Origin of the sequence: Pseudomonas sp. JS3066, from assembly GCF_036328175.1 — a bacterium.
Lineage (GTDB): Bacteria > Pseudomonadota > Gammaproteobacteria > Pseudomonadales > Pseudomonadaceae > Metapseudomonas.
In genome coordinates, this window is record NZ_CP143312.1 from 1551343 (window position 1) to 1567664 (window position 16322).

11 protein-coding genes are annotated in these 16322 nt (G+C 64.3%); 1 reads left to right on the forward strand and 10 read right to left on the reverse strand.

From position 1 onward, the window contains the following. Positions 1–73: 73 nt before the first annotated feature. Positions 74–607, forward strand: coding sequence for a PaaI family thioesterase (locus tag SA496_RS07295; RefSeq protein WP_120651829.1), 534 nt, complete (start codon positions 74–76; stop codon positions 605–607). Between the two features lie 260 nt (positions 608–867). Here the strand turns inward: SA496_RS07295 and putA are convergent, their stop codons facing one another. The 10 genes from putA to SA496_RS07345 all read right to left on the reverse strand — a co-directional run bounded on the left by putA (position 868) and on the right by SA496_RS07345 (position 16076). Then, the gene (gene putA / locus SA496_RS07300; RefSeq protein ID WP_120651828.1) at positions 868–4845 is read right to left on the reverse strand and encodes a trifunctional transcriptional regulator/proline dehydrogenase/L-glutamate gamma-semialdehyde dehydrogenase; all 3978 of its coding nucleotides are present in this window, start codon (positions 4843–4845) and stop codon (positions 868–870) included. 309 nt (positions 4846–5154) lie between these two features. Further along, positions 5155–5724 (reverse strand): TetR/AcrR family transcriptional regulator, encoded by a 570-nt coding sequence (locus tag SA496_RS07305; RefSeq protein ID WP_120651827.1) that lies wholly within the window; start codon positions 5722–5724, stop codon positions 5155–5157. A 105-nt stretch (positions 5725–5829) separates the two neighbouring features. After that, on the reverse strand, positions 5830–6960 hold the full coding sequence (locus SA496_RS07310; protein WP_153917068.1) for a thiolase family protein: 1131 nt from the start codon (positions 6958–6960) through the stop codon (positions 5830–5832). Positions 6961–7466: 506 nt separating this feature from the next. Then, positions 7467–8891 carry a gamma-aminobutyraldehyde dehydrogenase gene (locus tag SA496_RS07315; protein WP_330115208.1) on the reverse strand — a complete coding sequence of 475 codons (1425 nt, stop codon included), beginning with the start codon at positions 8889–8891 and terminating at the stop codon, positions 7467–7469. 80 nt (positions 8892–8971) lie between these two features. After that, a complete protein-coding gene (locus tag SA496_RS07320) occupies positions 8972–10498 on the reverse strand; it encodes an APC family permease (RefSeq protein ID WP_120651824.1) in 1527 nt (508 codons plus the stop codon). 115 nt (positions 10499–10613) lie between these two features. Then, a complete protein-coding gene (locus SA496_RS07325) occupies positions 10614–11654 on the reverse strand; it encodes a heme-dependent oxidative N-demethylase family protein (RefSeq protein ID WP_120651823.1) in 1041 nt (346 codons plus the stop codon). A gap of 13 nt (positions 11655–11667) precedes the next feature. Continuing rightward, positions 11668–12636 (reverse strand): PDR/VanB family oxidoreductase, encoded by a 969-nt coding sequence (locus tag SA496_RS07330; protein WP_120651822.1) that lies wholly within the window; start codon positions 12634–12636, stop codon positions 11668–11670. After that, positions 12633–13235, reverse strand: a complete 603-nt coding sequence (locus SA496_RS07335) for a dimethylamine monooxygenase subunit DmmA family protein (RefSeq protein ID WP_120651821.1) — start codon at positions 13233–13235, stop codon at positions 12633–12635. Before SA496_RS07335 ends, SA496_RS07330 begins: the two co-directional genes overlap by 4 nt. Positions 13236–13491: 256 nt before the next feature. Further along, positions 13492–14946: a sigma-54 interaction domain-containing protein gene (locus SA496_RS07340; protein WP_120651820.1), complete on the reverse strand. Its 1455-nt coding sequence runs from the start codon at positions 14944–14946 to the stop codon at positions 13492–13494. After that, positions 14943–16076, reverse strand: coding sequence for a PAS domain-containing protein (locus SA496_RS07345; protein ID WP_120651819.1), 1134 nt, complete (start codon positions 16074–16076; stop codon positions 14943–14945). Before SA496_RS07345 ends, SA496_RS07340 begins: the two co-directional genes overlap by 4 nt. Positions 16077–16322: the final 246 nt, after the last annotated feature.

Here is a 16322-nt window from a genome sequence, read left to right on the forward strand (position 1 = left end):
GTTCCGGTTTTCTTTGGCTGAGATATATTACGAGCGACATTCAATATATTCGTGCGATCCAGGAGATGACCCTATGAGCGATCTGTCCCGAGAAGAGAAACTTCAAGTCTGGCTGGCAGCAGAGGCTGAGATTCGTGCCCGTTTGAAACCCGGCACCATGAGCATTGCGGAGGTGGCGATGCTCAGTCCTCTGGAGTTCTTCGATGGTATCGGCCGTGGAGACTTGCCAGCGCCGCCCATCGGCGAGCTGATGGGGTTCGTGCCTGTCGAGTGGTCGAAGGAGCGCTTCGTCTTCCAGGGAGTGCCGCAGATGCAGCACTACAATCCGATCGGGTCGGTGCATGGTGGCTACGCCGCGACCTTGCTGGATTCGTGCATGGGTTGCGCCATTCACGCCAACCTGGAGAAAGGGCAGGGCTATACGACCACCGACTTGCGTATCAGCTATGTCCGTGCCTTGACCACAAAGACTGGTCCGGTGCGTGCCGAGGGGCGGATCATCCATGTCGGTCGCTCTACCGCGTTGGCCGAAGGGCGTATCTATGACGTGGATGGCAAGCTCTATGCGACTGGCTCCACGACCTGCTTGATCCTGGGTGGCAAGTAGCTCCTGCGATGACCTGTAGGGGCGAATTCATTCGCCAAGCAGGCCGAAGGCCTGCCCTGGCGGGCAAAAAAGAAGGGGGCACGCTTGTGGCGTGCCCCCCGTTGCCGTCAGCGATGACAGCCAACCGTCGAAGTGAGATGGGCGAAGTCGCCCGGTAAGGCGGTTCGCCTGGAGGTCAGGCCTCCGGTGTTGCGACCGCCGCCCGCCTTGTGAGCGCGCGACGGGTGAAGCCGGGCCGCGCCCGAGGGCGCGGCGGTGTGTCAGCCGATGGTCATCAAGCTGGCGTTGCCGCCAGCAGCGGCAGTGTTGACGCTGATGGCGCGTTCGATCAGCAGGCGCTCCAGCGGTACCGCGGTCTCGCCGCGGGACAGGCCCTGGACGCCGATGATCGGGCCCTTGCGGGAAGCGACTTGCCGGCAAACGGTACCCAGTTGGTCCGAGTCGCCATGGTGGAGAACCGCATCGAACACCACTTCCGACTGTGTCCAGTCGGCTACCAGCTGGATGCGGGCCTGCACGGCCTTCGGTAGGGCGGCGCGCAGTTTGCCGGTCAGCTCGCTGGTGGCCCAGAGTGCGCTGCTACCAACGGCCAGTGTCGCGGCCAGCTGGGTAAGCAGGTCGGTTTCGTCATCAGCCAGGCAGAGCACAGCCTCGCGCGGCAGCAGCACGTAGGTGTTGCGCTCGCCGGTCGGGCCGGGAAGCACGCGGCTCAGGCCACTCTGGGACTGCTCGGCGAAGCTGTCACAGACATTGGCCAGACCATCCTTGCCGTTCTTCGCGGCCCAGGCCTTGAGGGCTTCCAGGGGGTTGCCCTGACGATCCTGCAGGGTGTTGCGCTGCTGGGTGTCGGCGACATTCTGGCCATCCAGGCGCTGGAAGGTGCGGCTCACGCCATCTGCCGGACGAGTGGCGAGCAGGCGGTACATGTACAACGGGCCGCCGGCTTTCGGACCAGTGCCGGACAAGCCTTCACCGCCAAAGGGCTGCACGCCGACCACGGCGCCAACCATGTTGCGGTTGACGTAGAGGTTGCCTGCGTGGGCCTTGTCCACCACCTTGGCGATGGTTTCGTCGATGCGGGTGTGCACGCCGAGGGTCAGGCCGTAGCCGGTGGCATTGATCTCGTCGAGCAGGGCGTCCATGTCCTCTCGCTTGTAGCGCAGCAGGTGCAATACCGGGCCGAAGATTTCACGCTCCAGGTCGGCGAGGCTGTCCAGTTCGATCAGGGTCGGCATCACGAAGGTGCCGCGCTGCATCACATCACCCTCGGTGCGGGCGATCTGGAACACGCTGCGGCCTTTGCTGCGCATGGCCTGGATGTGCTTATCGATGTTGGCCTTGGCCTCGGCGTCGATGACCGGGCCGATATCCACGTTCAGGTGTTCGGGGTTGCCGATGCGGCACTCGGCCATGGCGCCCTTGAGCATTTCCACGACGCGGTCAGCCACGTCTTCCTGGACGCATAGCACGCGCAGTGCGGAGCAGCGCTGGCCGGCACTGTCGAAGGCGGAGGCGATCACGTCCGTCACCACCTGCTCGGCAAGGGCGGAGGAGTCCACGATCATGGCGTTCTGGCCGCCGGTTTCGGCGATCAGCGGAATCGGGCGACCCTGCGCGTCCAGGCGGCCGGCAACGTTGCGAGCCAGGATGCCGGCCACTTCGGTGGAGCCGGTGAACATCACGCCCTTCACACGCTCATCGCTCACCAGGGCGGCGCCTACGGTGTGGCCGAGGCCCGGCAGCAGCTGCACCACGCCTTCTGGAATGCCGGCCTGGAGCATGATGCGCACGGCCTGGGCGGCGATCAGCGGGGTCTGTTCGGCAGGTTTGGCAAGCACGGTGTTGCCGGCGGCCAGCGCGGCGGCTACCTGGCCGGCGAAGATCGCCAGAGGGAAGTTCCACGGGCTGATGCACACCACCGGGCCCAATGGGCGGTGGGTATCGTTGGCGAAGTCGTGGCGGGCCTGGGCGGCGTAATAGCGCAGGAAGTCAACGGCTTCGCGCACTTCGGCGATCGCGTTGGCGAAGGTCTTGCCGGCTTCGCGGACAAGGATGCCCATCAGCGACTGCATTTCGCTTTCCATCAGGTCGGCGGCGCGATCCAGGGCGGCGGCGCGCTCCACTGGCGGGGTGGATTGCCAGATCGGCGCAGCGGTGATGGAGGCCAGTACGGCATTTCCGACGTCTGCAGTGGTGGCGTTCTGCACGTGGCCAACCACATCGCGGTGATCCGCCGGGTTCAGCACGGGTTCAGCCACGCCTTCGCTGGTCGGGCAGCCGAGCATGGGCTGGGCGCGCCAGTCGGCATGGCCGGAGCTCAGCAGGGCGCTGGATAGCGAGGCCAGGCGATGTTCGTTGGCCATGTCGATGCCGCTGGAGTTGACGCGGGCTTCGCCGTACAGGGCCTTGGGCTGCGGGATGCGCGGATGCGGCAGGCCAAGGGCGCCTTCTACGCTGGCCATGGATTCGGCACTGGTCACCGGGTCTTCCACCAGATCCTTGATGGAGATGCTGTGGTCGGCGATACGGTTGACGAAGCTGGTGTTGGCGCCGTTTTCCAGCAGGCGGCGAACCAGGTAGGCCAGCAGGGTTTCATGGGTGCCGACCGGTGCGTAGATACGGCACGGGCGGTTCAACTTGCCGTCGGCGACCTTGCCCACCACTTGTTCGTAAAGGGGTTCGCCCATGCCGTGCAGGCACTGGAATTCATACTGGCCCGGGTAGTAGTTCTGGCCGGCGATCTGGTAGATGGCCGACAGGGTGTGGGCGTTGTGGGTGGCGAACTGCGGGTAGATCGCGTCCGGAACGCCCAGCAGCTTGCGGGCGCAAGCGATGTAGGAAATGTCGGTGTACACCTTGCGGCTGTAGACCGGGAAGCCTTCCAGGCCATCAACCTGGGCGCGCTTGATCTCGCTGTCCCAATAGGCGCCTTTCACCAGGCGGATCATCAGGCGATGCTGGCTGCGGCGGGCGAGATCGATCACGTAGTCGATCACGTATGGGCAGCGCTTCTGGTAGGCCTGGATGACGAAGCCGATGCCGTTCCAACCCTTCAGGCTTGGCTCGAAGCAGAGGCGCTCGAGCAGGTCGAGGGAGATTTCCAGGCGGTCGGCTTCTTCGGCGTCGATGTTCAGGCCGATGTCGTACTGCTTGGCCAGGAGGGTCAGGGACAGCAGGCGCGGGTAAAGCTCGCCCATCATGCGCTCGTACTGGGCGCGGCTGTAGCGCGGGTGCAGGGCCGACAGCTTGATGGAGATGCCCGGGCCTTCATAGATACCGCGGCCGTGGGAGGCCTTGCCGATGGCATGGATGGCCTGCTCATAGGAGGCGTAGTAGCGCTGGGCGTCTTCCTCGGTCAGCGCGGCTTCGCCGAGCATGTCGTAGGAGTAGCGGAAGCCCTTGGCTTCGAAGTTGGTGGCGTTGGCCAGCGCCTCGGCGATGGTTTCGCCGGTGACGAATTGCTCACCCATCAAGCGCATGGCCATGTCCACGCCCTTGCGGATCACCGGCTCACCACTCTTGCCGATGATGCGGTTCAGCGAGGACGACAGGCCGGCTTCGTTGTGGGTGGACACCAGCTTGCCGGTGATCAGCAGACCCCAGGAAGCGGCGTTGACGAACATCGACGGGCTCTGGCCCAGGTGCTGCTGCCAGTTGCCGGTGCTGATCTTGTCGCGAATCAGGGCGTCGCGGGTGCCTTTGTCCGGGATTCGCAGCAGGGCTTCGGCCAGGCACATCAGCGCCACGCCTTCCTGGGAAGACAGGGAGAACTCCTGCAGCAGGCCCTGGACGATACCGGCACGACCGCCGGCGCTCTTCTGGTTGCGCAGCTTCTCGGCGATACCGTAGGCCAGCTTGTAGGCGGCGTCGGACATCTCGGCGGGCAGGCGCGCCTGCTCCAGCAGCATGGGCACGGCTTCCTGCTCGGGGCGGCGGTAGGCGGCAGTAATGGCCGCGCGCAGCACGGACTGCGGCAGGATGCTTTCGGCGAATTCGAGGAACGGCTGATGCGTGGATTCGGGCAGGGCTTCGAGGGCGTCGTGGTCACCTTCGGCCAGACGCTGGGCGATGCCTTGGAGTTCCGGCAGGGTCATGCCGCTTTCCAGTGCCTCGAGGTAGCTGAAGATCGCTTGCTTGATCAGCCAATGCGGGGTGCGCTCGATCCTGCGCGCAGCTTCCTTGAGACGATCGCGGGTAGCTTCGTCCAGTTTCACGCCAAGGGTGGTGCTCGTAGCCATTTCTTGTCCTCTTCTCGGCCGTGGTCGCACGGCATTAGCGGCGCAAAGAGTAGCGATGTCCTACAAGGGGTGCAACCTGGTGCAACCAAAGGTCGTAAGACTGGCGGTATTCTCCTGATGAAAGGTCACATTGATGACTCGGAAAAGTTGCACCTGATCGCTGCCGAGGCACAGAAGTACTGGCGTTCAGCAGGGTATGAGCGGCTGTAGAGGGAAGGGTGCAACCCAGGTGCAGCCGGTTTCGGTCCTACCTGGAAAGCATAGGCTGCCCTCGGTGGATGCCGAGGGCGGCGACGGATGGCAGGGTCGTCAGGCCCTGGTGGCCTGGGCAGCCTCTACCTGGGAGAGGAGGGTGGCGCGGGCACTTTCGAGTATGCGGTCTGACAGTTCCTCGCTGGCCACGCTGCGGGCCAGTGTCAGAGCGCCCACCAAGGTAGACAGCATGGTCAGGCTCTGCTCAGCACTGCCGGTTTCCTTAGTCACCAGTTCCAGCAGGTTGTTCAGCACACTGTCGGTGATGGCGCTGGCATTGCCGCGCTGTCCCAGTTCCGCCGACATGGTGGGCAGCGGGCAACCTTGTTCGGGGTGGGCACGATGCTGCGGGGAGAGGTAGCGCTCGAAGAAGGTCTTCAGCGGCTGGTCCTTGGCGAATGCCTTGACCCATTGGGCGTTGGCGTCGTTCGCTGCTGCCTGGAGGGCCTCTTCCACCAGGGCATCCTTGGATTTGAAGTGTGCATAGAAGCCGCCGTGGGTCAGGCCGAGGGCCTTCATCAGCGGTTGCAGGCCGGTGGCGTCGATGCCTTCGGAGCGAAAACGACGGGACGCCTCGGCGACGATGCGTTTGTGGGTTTCGGCTTTGTGATCTTCGGGGTAGCGCATGTCGGTCGCCTCGTTCGCAAGATTGATATGGCGATTGTAATTCACATCCCTTGTCGCGCTAGCGGTAATCGACCACGGCACGGACGAGGTGCCGTGGTCGATCGATCAGACGCGCTCCAGAAGGGTGGCCACGCCTTGGCCGCCGCCAATGCACTGGGTGGCGACGGCGTATCGGCCACCGGTGCGTTTGAGCAGGCTCGCAGCCTTGCCGGTGATGCGCGCGCCGGTGGCGCCCAGCGGATGGCCGATGGCCATGGCGCCGCCGTCCAGGTTGACCTTGGCCGGATCGAGATCCAGCTCGCGTATGCAGGCCAGGGCCTGACTGGCGAAGGCTTCGTTGATTTCGAACAGGTCGATGTCACCGATCACAAGGCCGGTGCGTTGCAGCAGTTTGCGGGTGGCATAGAGCGGTCCCATGCCCATGATTTCCGGCGGGCAGCCAACCACGGCAACGGCCTTGATCCGCGCCATGACGTCCAGGCTCCAGCGCTTTGCGAAATCCTCGGTGCAGACGAATACCGCCGCTGCGCCATCGGTCAGGGGCGAAGCGGTGCCGGCGGTTACGCTACCGCCGAAGGCCGGCTTAAGTTGCGCCAGTGCTTCCGGGGTGGTCGCCGGACGGATGCAACCGTCTTCGTTTACCAGACCGTCGGGCGTTTCGATGGCGATGAGCTCGTCCTGCAAGCGGCCTTGTTCCCGTGCCTGGGTAGCCTTGCGGTGGGACTCCACAGCCATGGCCTCCTGGTCGACTCGGGAAATGTCGTAGCGCCCGGCGACCACTTCAGCGGTGTGACCCATGGCCATGTACGCCTGTGGGTAGCCGTCCACCAGCTTGGGATTCGGTGAAATGTTGAATCCGCCCATGGGCACGCGGGTCATCGACTCCACGCCGCCACAGATAAAGGCCTCGCCCGCACCCAGCATGATCTGTCCGGCGGCGAAGTGGATTGCGCTCATGGAGGAACCGCAGAAGCGATTCACCGTGGCACCGGCGACGGTTTCCGGCAAACCGGCGAGGAAGCCGGTGATACGCGCCAGGTTCATGCCTTGCTCGGCTTCGGGGTAAGCGCAACCTAGGATCAGGTCCTCGATTTGCCGGGGATCGATATCCAGGCGATCCACCAGGCCCTTCACCACCTGGGCCGCGAGGTCGTCCGGGCGGAGGTTGATCAGTCCGCCTTTCTTGGCGAAGTGGAAAGGCGAGCGGGCGTAACCGGCAATGACGATGGATTGCATGGAGGGCTCCTGTGGGAGGGCGTTGGCCTCGATGCGTTAAATGATATGCGTAATTCAAAAAGACGTACATGATGGTCGTAATACAAATTTGCTATGACGACGATCGGTCAACCAGAAGCCAGGGCTTGCTCGGTTTTCACCGCATTGATGAAGGCTTGCATGGCGGAGGGATTCGCCCCGGCAATCGCCGGGGCTTTTTCAGGCTGACGCCAGGGCCAGGTCGGCCAGTACGCCAGTGAGGATGAGACGGAAACCGTCAAGCATGTCGAACATGGGAGGCTCCTGGTGGTTTGCAGCGTGGGTTAATTCCTGTGGGGGCGATTTCAATCGCTAAGGGCAGCGTAGCTGCGCCAGGGTTTCTCTGGGCAGGCCTGCTCAGCGACTTGAGTGGCCCCACAGGATCTCGGTCAAGGACAGCGCAGCTGCCCCCGGTTATTTCCGGTTGGGCCTGGCGCCCCAATCGCGAATGAATTCGCTCCCACAAGGCGCTGGCCGAAGCCAGCCCATTAATGCTTGAACATCACGTGGCGAATGGCGGTGTAGTCCTCCAACCCATACATGGACATGTCCTTGCCGTAGCCGGAGTGCTTGACGCCGCCGTGGGGCATTTCGCTGACCAGCATGAAATGAGTGTTGACCCAGGTGCAGCCGTACTGCAGGCGCGCGGACAGGCGGTGGGCGCGGCCGACGTCGGCGGTCCAGAGGGAAGAGGCCAGGCCGTAGTCGGAATCGTTGGCCCACTCCAGCACCTGCTCCTCGCTATCGAACTCGGTGACCGAGACCACCGGGCCGAACACTTCGCGGCGGACGATCTCGTCGTCCTGGCGGGCGCCGGCGAGCACGGTGGGCTGGAAGAAGAAACCCGGGCCGTCGACACGCTTGCCGCCGGTGACCACCTGGATGTGCGGCACGGCGGCAGCGCGCTGGACGAAGCCCTCGACGCGCTCCAGGTGCTGCTCGGTGATCAGCGGGCCGAGTTCGGTATTCGGGTTGTCCTGCAGGCCGGTCCGGATGCTGCCGACGGCTTCGCCGAGCTTGGCGACGAACTTCTCGTAGATGCCTTTCTGCGCGTAGATGCGGCAGGCGGCGGTGCAGTCCTGGCCGGCGTTGTAGAAGCCGAAGGTGCGGATGCCTTCCACGGCGGCGTCGATGTCGGCGTCGTCGAAGATGATCACCGGGGCCTTGCCGCCCAGTTCCATGTGCATGCGTTTCACGCTGTCGGCGGTGCCGGCGATGATGCGCGAGCCGGTGGCGACCGAGCCTGTGAGGGAGACCATGCGCACCTTCGGGTGGGTGGTCAGCGGTTCACCGACGCTCGGGCCGCGGCCGAAGACCATGTTCACCACGCCGGCGGGGAAGATCTCGGCGATGAACTCGGCGAGCTTCAGGGCGGTCAGCGGGGTCTGCTCGGAGGGTTTCAGTACCACGGTGTTGCCGGCGGCCAGGGCCGGGCCGAGTTTCCAGGCGGCCATCATCAGCGGGTAGTTCCACGGCGCGATGGAAGCGACCACGCCGACCGGGTCGCGGCGGATCATCGAGGTATGGCCGGGCAGGTACTCACCGGCGGCGGAACCGCTCATGCAGCGGCTGGCGCCGGCGAAGAAGCGGAACACGTCGGCGATGGCCGGCAGTTCGTCGTTCAGCGCGGCGGCGTAGGGCTTGCCGCAGTTCTGCGATTCCAGGCGGGCCAGTTCTTCGGCGTGGGCGTCGATGCGGTCGGCGAGCTTGAGCAGGAGGGTGGAGCGGTCTTTCGGCGAGGTCTGCGACCAGGCCGGGAAGGCGGCGTCGGCGGCGCGCACGGCGGCATCGACCTGGGCCGGGCTGGCCTCGGCGATTTCCACCAGGGCGGTGCCCAGGGACGGGTTGAGCACGGCGAGGCTGGGGCCTTCGCCGGCGACGAGCTGGCCGTTGATCAGGAGTTTGGTTTGCATGGGGTGATCCTTGTTCGGTTCTAGCCCCTCTCCCGGAGGGAGAGGGGAGGAAAGCGAGGGAGGAGGGGCGACGGGTTGGCTTACTGCGCCGGAACGCCAGCTACGTCAGCGGCCTTTGGGACGGGATTGGAAAACTTCCAGGCGTCGCCGGCTGGGGCGGTGCCCTTGTCGTAGGGCTTGGCCAGCAGCATGTAGAGGAAGCCCGCGCCCATCACCACGACAGTGGTCAGGATCATCGAGTAGTTGATGTACCAGGCGGCATCCGGGCTGCGCGGCCAGATCATGTTGACGATGGCGCCAAGGCCGTAGATCAGCGCGGCAACGTTCACCAGCAGGCCCCAGCCGCCAAGGCTGAACTGGCCGCTCGGGCGCCAGCCTTTGGCTCGAGCGATCAGGGCGGCAATCACGATCAACTGGAAGGCGACGTAGATGCCGATGGCAGCGAAGCCGACGATGGTGGCCACGGCGTCAGCCATGAACAGGCCGAGGCAGACGATGGCCGCCGGAACGACACCGCTCACCACCAGTGCGAAGGACGGCACCTGGTTGGCGGAAAGGCGCTTGAGCAGGTTGCTGCCGACGATCATCTCGTCACGGGCATAGGCGAACAGCAGGCGGCTGGCGGCGGCTTGCAGGCTGAGCACGCAGGAAATGAAGGACACCATCACGACAGCCATTACCAGCTTCGAACCCACCGGGCCGAAAGCATTGGAGAGGATGGTGGAAACCGGGTCGGTGTCTTCGCCGGCGATGACCTTCTGCATGTCCGGTACCGCGAGGATCAGTGCCAGGCAGGCGAACATGGCCGCGGCGCCGCCGATGTAGATGGTCATGCGCATGGCCTTGGGGATGCGCTTGCCGGGGTTGGGCGTTTCCTCGGCCACGTCACCGCAGGCCTCGAAGCCGTAGTACTGGAACAGACCCGCCAGGGATGCTGCGAGGAAGGCCGGCAGGTAGGAACCGTTGACGTTGATCTCGAAGGTATTGAACAGCACGCTGAACGGCTGGTGGCGTTCGAAGATCAACAGGTAGCCGCCCACCAGGATGGCGCCCACCAGTTCGCAGAGGAAACCGAACATGGCCACGCGCGCCAGCAGCTTGGTGCCTACCAGGTTGAGACCGGTCGAGAGCAGGATCAGCACCAGGGCGATGTAGATGCTGGCGTTTGCGCTGGACTCGAAGCCGAGCATCGCGGCCAGGTAAGGACCAGCACCGACGGCCACGCCGGCGATGGTGGCGCACAGTGCCCAGGCGTAGACCCAGCCCACCATCCACGCCCAGCGCTTACCCACCAGGCGACGTGCCCAGGGGTAGACGCCCCCGGAAATCGGGAACTGCGAAACCACCTCACCGAACACCAGGCACACCAGTAACTGGCCGAGGCCGATCAGCAGGTAGGACCAGAACATCGGCGGGCCACCTGCCGCGAGGCAGAGGCCGAACAGGGTGTAGACGCCGACCACCGGCGACAGATATGTGAAGCCGAGGGAGAAGTTCTCCCACAGGCTCATGCTGCGGTTGAAGTTGGAGCTGTAGCCGAGCGCACGCAGTTGCTCGGCGTCCTGATCGATCGAAGCGGTTGCACGCGTCGCAGAAGACCCACTCATATTGTTTTTTCCTCATTTGAATGGCAGTCGTTTGCATGGCCAGCGGGGCAGTGCCCGCTGGTGCTCATGGAAGAGCCTTTGTTGTTATGGATGAAGCGTGAAGCGTGAAGCGGGTTCAGGCGGATTTGGCCGCCTGCTCGTCGCGGCCGTCGTCGAACTGCGATAGCCACTCGACGGCGGCGTCGCGGTAACGGGTGAATCCCTTGTAGTCCACGAGTTCCTGATTGAGGGACTTGAGCACGCGGTGCATGCGCTTGGCCCAGGCCGGGTTGGTGGCGATGTCTTCCAGGTTCAGCAGGTAAGTGCGGATCGGGAACACGATGGCGTTGCTGCGCGGCAAGCGGTGCAAGGGTTGTAGTTCGATGCGCAGGTAAACCAGCTTGCCGGCGTTCTCTGCGGTCACCGTGGTGCGGTCCGGTGCCCAGTCCGGCAGGCTTTCGGCGGATACGTCCAGGCGCGGGTTGACGGTCAGCGACCAGTTCAGGCGGCGCACCGGATGGCCGCAGCGCAGGCGCAGAAGGAACTTCAGTGCGCGGTCGAGCATGCCGGTCTCTTTCACCAGTGGCACCGGGCCGTGGAACTCGTGCCAGGCCATGCCGAGGTTGAAGCGCAGCGAATAGTCGGCCCGCTGGGTGGCGATGCCTGCGCCCCAGTACAGGGTCCCGTCGCGCTCTTCCTGCAATACCCAGTCGCCCTGGGCCTGGCGGGTGATGTACTCCATCGGCTCATAGGGCAGGGTGGCCGGGTCGCCGAAGGTGAAGGTGTCGTCAATGTTCAGGAGCTTGTTGGTCCAGTGCCAGCGAGTGCCGTCCTTCTCCAGCGTGAAGTATTCGGGGTAGTCGCTGGCGTAGGACTCCATGATCAGCTCGAGCAGGTCCCACTGGGCTTCCATCATGTGCGGCGCCGATACGTAGTGCATGCCCGGGTCTTTTTCCAGGGTGAAGGCTCGGTCGCGGCATTCGCTGATGTAGTGCTCGTCGATGTCGAAGACGGCCTTGAGCGCTGCCTCGCCCACCGATACGTGGGGCTCCAGATTCATCGAGTACATGTACTCGTCGTCCGGGAAGGGGAAGGGCGCGCGGGCAATGCACTCGGGGCTGTTCGCGTAGGTGTAGTCGTCGCGGTAGGTTTCGTCGGGTCGGAACTGGATGGTCATGGTCGTTCTCCGTTCAGCAGTCGATGACCAGCCGCGAGCACTTGGCGCGCGACACGCAGGGCATGATTTTCTTGTTCGCGGCCTTGTCCTCGTCGGACAGCCAGTCGTCGGTGTGGAGGATTTCGCCGTCCAGCTCCAGCACATTGGTTTCACACATGCCGCAGGCGCCGCCGCGGCACAGGTAGGGGATCTCGTGGCCGGCGGCCTCGGCGGCCTCCAGCAGGCTCTGGTCGGGAGAGACTGTGAGGGTGGCGCCACTGCGCGCCAGGGTGACGCTGAAGCTCTCGCCGATGCTGCCCTGCTCCAGGAACCGCTCGTAGTGGATGTGGCTGTCGGTCCAGCCTTGGGCGCGGGCGCTGTCGATGGCGTCCTGGATCATGGATTCCGGACCGCAGACATAGAGGTGGCTACCCAACGGACGGTCCGCGACCACGGCGGCGATATCCAGGCGCTGATCGATGTCATTGCGGTACAGGCGCACCGCGTCACCGTATTCGCGCACCAGTTCTTCGCCCAGGCGCGCGTGTTCTGCGCCGCGCACTGCCAGATGCACCTCGAAGGGCGTTCCGCGCAGGCGCAATTCGGCCAGCTGAGAGCAGACCGGGGTTATGCCCACGCCGCCGGCGATGAACAGGTGCAGACGGGCGTGCTTGCTCAGCGGGAACAGATTCACTGGGCGCAGGATTTCCAGCACATCGCCCTCGTTCACCGCTTCGTGCATCCGCAACGAGCCGCCACGGCCTTCCTCGACCCGGCGTACGGCGATCTGGTAGGCGCTGGAGTCGTACGGCGAGCTCATCAGCGAGTAAGCATTGCGGTAGGCGCCTGTCTCGTGTGGGATCAGTACCACCACGTTGCTGCCGCCAGAGAAGGGCGGCAGGTGCGCACCATCGGTGGAAACCAGGGTGAATCGCTTGATCTCGGGGGTGACGGCTTCGATGCGGGCCACCCGCACGTTCAGGGTTCCGTTGCTCAGGCTCATGTGTCGAGCTCCTCGGCGGCCGGCAGTTCGCCGGGGACTTCGGCATCGGCCTTCACGGCCTGGAAGGCGGCGAGGCGGCGGGAGTAGTGGTCACGTACCACCAGCATCCGGTTGCAACTGGGGCACTGGAATACGCGCTGGGTGACGTTCTCGGTGTAGCTGTCGCAGTGCACGCACCAGACTCGGCGGACGAAGCTGCCGGCGTGTTCGCGGAGCACTTCGTCGCCGTTCATGTCGTAGCGGGTGGCGACCTGCATGGCGGTGCCGATAAAGCTTTCCGAACCGGAGAGGTAGAGGCGGGTGCCCATGCGGGCATCGCCGAGGATGTGTTCGAGTTCGTCCACCAGCGCCTGGTTGCTGGAATAGACGCGCAGTTCGGCGACGTCACGTTGTTCCAGCTCGGCGAGGAAGTCCTGGCCGGAGAAGGATTCCTGCGAGTAGAGCAGGGTGATGTTGAGGCCCTGTCCGGCCATGTCGTCCAGCAGGCGCAGCAGGGCGCGGCCGCCACTGCCCTGGCCGGCGACCAGGTGATGGGTTCCGCCGGGAAGAGGACGGAGTTGGTCGTATACCGGCCGGCTCTTGATACCTGTGATTAGCATTGTTGTTTTGCCTCCAGAGCTGCCGGGTCTCTCGGACCCGGCTTCTATGCGATGACCCACTCAGGTGGATGGGTGCCGCTAGCTGGAGCACGCGCCGTGCCAACTTAGTAACATGTTGAAAATAAAGAAATTTTACTTTTTGCGTGTTGCCTGGTGTAGGCAGAAATGAAATGCCTTGTTGGCATTCTTGCAGCGCTGCGCGGAAACGCCGGGATGGCGAAACGGCAGCATTGGGCACATCCCTGTGCCGGCGGGATCAGTCGCGTTGCAGCTTGCGGATCAGGGTGCCGATGTCGATGCCGAGCTGCTGGGCGGCCTTGCGCTTGCTGCCCTGGTTCTGGACAGCCTGCAGAATGAGCTGGCGCTCGAAGCGTTGCACCTGGGCCTTGAGATTGCCGCTTGCTTCCTCGCCGGGCGGCGCAATGCTCTCCGCGTCTACCCGCGCCGCTGCGGGGCGGACGAATACCGGGGCGATGAGACCCAGCAACTCAGGCGGCAGATGATGTTCCTGGGCCTCGTCGTCCGCCAGCACGGCCAGACGTTCGAAGACGTTCACCAGTTCGCGGATGTTGCCGGGGTAGTCGTAGTTCATCAGTCGCTGGCGGCAGCCACCTGAGATTCGCAAGGTTGGCTGGCGGTCGCGGTTGATACGCATCAGGAGGATGTCCATGAGCACCGGAAGGTCTTCCAGGTGCTGGCGCAGCGGCGGGATTTCCACCGGGAGCACCGCCAGGCGGTAATAGAGGTCGGCGCGGAATTCGCCGGTTTCCACCAGGCGTCGCAGGTCCTTGTTGGTGGCGGCGATCACCTGTACCTGGACCGTCTTGGAGAGCGGCGAGCCCACCGACTGGATGCTGCCGTCCTCGAGGAACTTGAGCAGCTTGGCCTGCACATGCAGCGGGATTTCGCCTATCTCGTCGAGGAACAGCGTGCCGCCTGAGGCGCTCTCGATGTAGCCGCGCTTACCGCCCTGCAGGGCGCCGGTGAAGGCGCCGCGCTCGTAGCCGAACATCTCGGACTCGAACAGGCTTTCAGGAATGCTGCCGCAGTTGACGTGTATGAACGGGCGGTCGCCCCACCCGGCGGCGCGGTGAATGTGCCGGGCGATGGCGGTCTTGCCGACGCCGGGTTCGCCCAGCAGGAGCAGTCTGGCGCGGCGGCGGAAAGCGCGCACGCCGGTATCGGCAATGCTGGAAAGCAATGGTGAAAGGTGCAGGGCGTTGTCCTGCGGGTCGCCAAGACCGTTGTTCTCTGCTGGAGCAAAGGATTGCGGGGATGTGCGGCGCTGGCTCTCGCGGCCTTCGAAGTCGCGTTGAACCAACAGCGTGTAGGGCTTCTCGTAGGCGCCGGTGGGTACCGCCTGGGTACTGGTGAGGAACATCCGGCCGTCTCGGGAGCGGGTCAGGGCACTGGTGGCGCCACGGCCGATGGCCTGCTGGAAGTCGTCGAAACCGAGTGCCGAGCGTTGGAAGAACTCGGCGTTGGGCAGGCCCAGCGCGTCCTGGCGGGACAGGCGGTTGACCCGTTCGGCTGCAAGGTTGAGGAAACGTACCCGCGATTCACCGTCGCAAAGGATGATGGCCTCGCTGAAACTGTCGAGCAGTGCGTGCAGGGCCGGTGTTTCCAGGAGTGCCGAAAGCACTTCGCTGCTGACGCTCACCGAAGAGCGCATGCCCATTTTCAGGGACGGCAGGAGATTCTTGTCGATCATGGATGCAACTCGTCGCTATGCCGAAGGCCACGCTCGGCTGCACGCAGTACCGCTACTTTCCAGGCCACGCCCTCTTGCATGAGTACGCGCGAGCAATGGACGTTGAACAGTTGCGGCCGGCCGCTCAGGTCGGGCAGCTGCAGGCTGTGCCAGGTGCGTTCCGGCAGCGACTGGTCCAGCAGGGCGTGGGCGATGTTGGTGCCTTGGGTGATGCCGAAGGTGTTCTCGAAGGCGGCGTTGCGCCATTGCGGCTGGAGCGCTTCGTCGATCACCACCACCGCGTCGGGCACCGCGTCGAAGACCCGGCGCAGCGCGTCGATGCGTTGCTCGGCGTCGTGCTGCATGCGCAGCTCCTGGCTGACGTCGCGGATGCTGCCCCACATACGCAGCAGGCGGCCGTTGTGGATGGCGGCGCGCACATCGTTCTCCACATAGGCGGGGGAGCCATCGTGGCGGCGGTCCACCGACAGGGCACCATCGACGCAGAAGCCGGTTTCCACCAGGCGCCGCACGAACTCTTCGTTGGCGGGGCTGCGTGGCCAGTAGAGGCGGACCGGCTGCTGGTTGAAGTCGACGTCCGCCGGCATCTCGTAGACGTCTGCCATGGCGCGGTTGCACATGCGCCAGTAGGAACGGTTCTCGAACACCTGACGGACGATCTCGTCGGGTGTCTGGTTGATGTCCACCGCCTCGGCGAACTCGATGCACCAGTACGCCACCTTGGCGCTGTAGAGCATCTGGCTCATGACTTCGTTGGCGTTCTGCAATTCGTTCACGCGGCGGGTGAGGGCGCCGAGCGGCATCTTGATCAGGTGCAAGCGCGGCGCTGGCACCGTGCGCCATTCCAGGATGCCGCTGGCCAGCACCGGCAGGAGCCCACCGCTGTGGCGTATCAGGTTGAGTTCCAGGTCCTGGATGCGCTCGTCGGCGGGCGGATTGGCGAAAAGCTGGTGCAGGGCACGTACCGATTCGGCGGTGTAGATTTGCTCGATGCCCAGCCCCGGGAGTTCATCCGGCGCGTAGCCGAGCTGATCGCTCAGGCTGGGAGAGATATGCAGCAATTGGCCGCTGACCGAGAGGGTGGTGGAAAGCAGCAGGCCGCGTTCGGCCAGCAGGTGTAATGGGTCCATGTCGATTCCAGATGTGCTGTGCGGGATTCGGACTTACGCCCGCACATTGCGTGCCAGCCGCCATGGACAGTTGGCGCGGGGCCTGCAGCTGAATGCGAGGTGCGAGTGCTGCATTTTTACAGCGCCTCATCGCATGACCACAGCACCTCCGGTCGGCTGATGGAAGGCTTGCCATCCCGGTTCGGCATGCATGCCGGCCGGCTCTTGAGTCACGCACGCTTAGCCGATATCTTGAGTCGCCTAATC

Excerpts from the sequence above, each read along its gene's own strand:
- SA496_RS07325 (WP_120651823.1), bottom strand. The coding sequence starts at position 11,654 with ATGACCATCCAGTTCCGACCCGACGAAACCTACCGCGACGACTACACC.
- putA (WP_120651828.1), bottom strand. The coding sequence starts at position 4,845 with ATGGCTACGAGCACCACCCTTGGCGTGAAACTGGACGAAGCTACCCGC.
- SA496_RS07315 (WP_330115208.1), bottom strand. The coding sequence starts at position 8,891 with ATGCAAACCAAACTCCTGATCAACGGCCAGCTCGTCGCCGGCGAAGGC.
- SA496_RS07345 (WP_120651819.1), bottom strand. The coding sequence starts at position 16,076 with ATGGACCCATTACACCTGCTGGCCGAACGCGGCCTGCTGCTTTCCACC.
- SA496_RS07340 (WP_120651820.1), bottom strand. The coding sequence starts at position 14,946 with ATGATCGACAAGAATCTCCTGCCGTCCCTGAAAATGGGCATGCGCTCT.
- SA496_RS07330 (WP_120651822.1), bottom strand. The coding sequence starts at position 12,636 with ATGAGCCTGAGCAACGGAACCCTGAACGTGCGGGTGGCCCGCATCGAA.
- SA496_RS07310 (WP_153917068.1), bottom strand. The coding sequence starts at position 6,960 with ATGCAATCCATCGTCATTGCCGGTTACGCCCGCTCGCCTTTCCACTTC.
- SA496_RS07320 (WP_120651824.1), bottom strand. The coding sequence starts at position 10,498 with ATGAGTGGGTCTTCTGCGACGCGTGCAACCGCTTCGATCGATCAGGAC.
- SA496_RS07335 (WP_120651821.1), bottom strand. The coding sequence starts at position 13,235 with ATGCTAATCACAGGTATCAAGAGCCGGCCGGTATACGACCAACTCCGT.
- SA496_RS07305 (WP_120651827.1), bottom strand. The coding sequence starts at position 5,724 with ATGCGCTACCCCGAAGATCACAAAGCCGAAACCCACAAACGCATCGTC.
- SA496_RS07295 (WP_120651829.1), top strand. The coding sequence starts at position 74 with ATGAGCGATCTGTCCCGAGAAGAGAAACTTCAAGTCTGGCTGGCAGCA.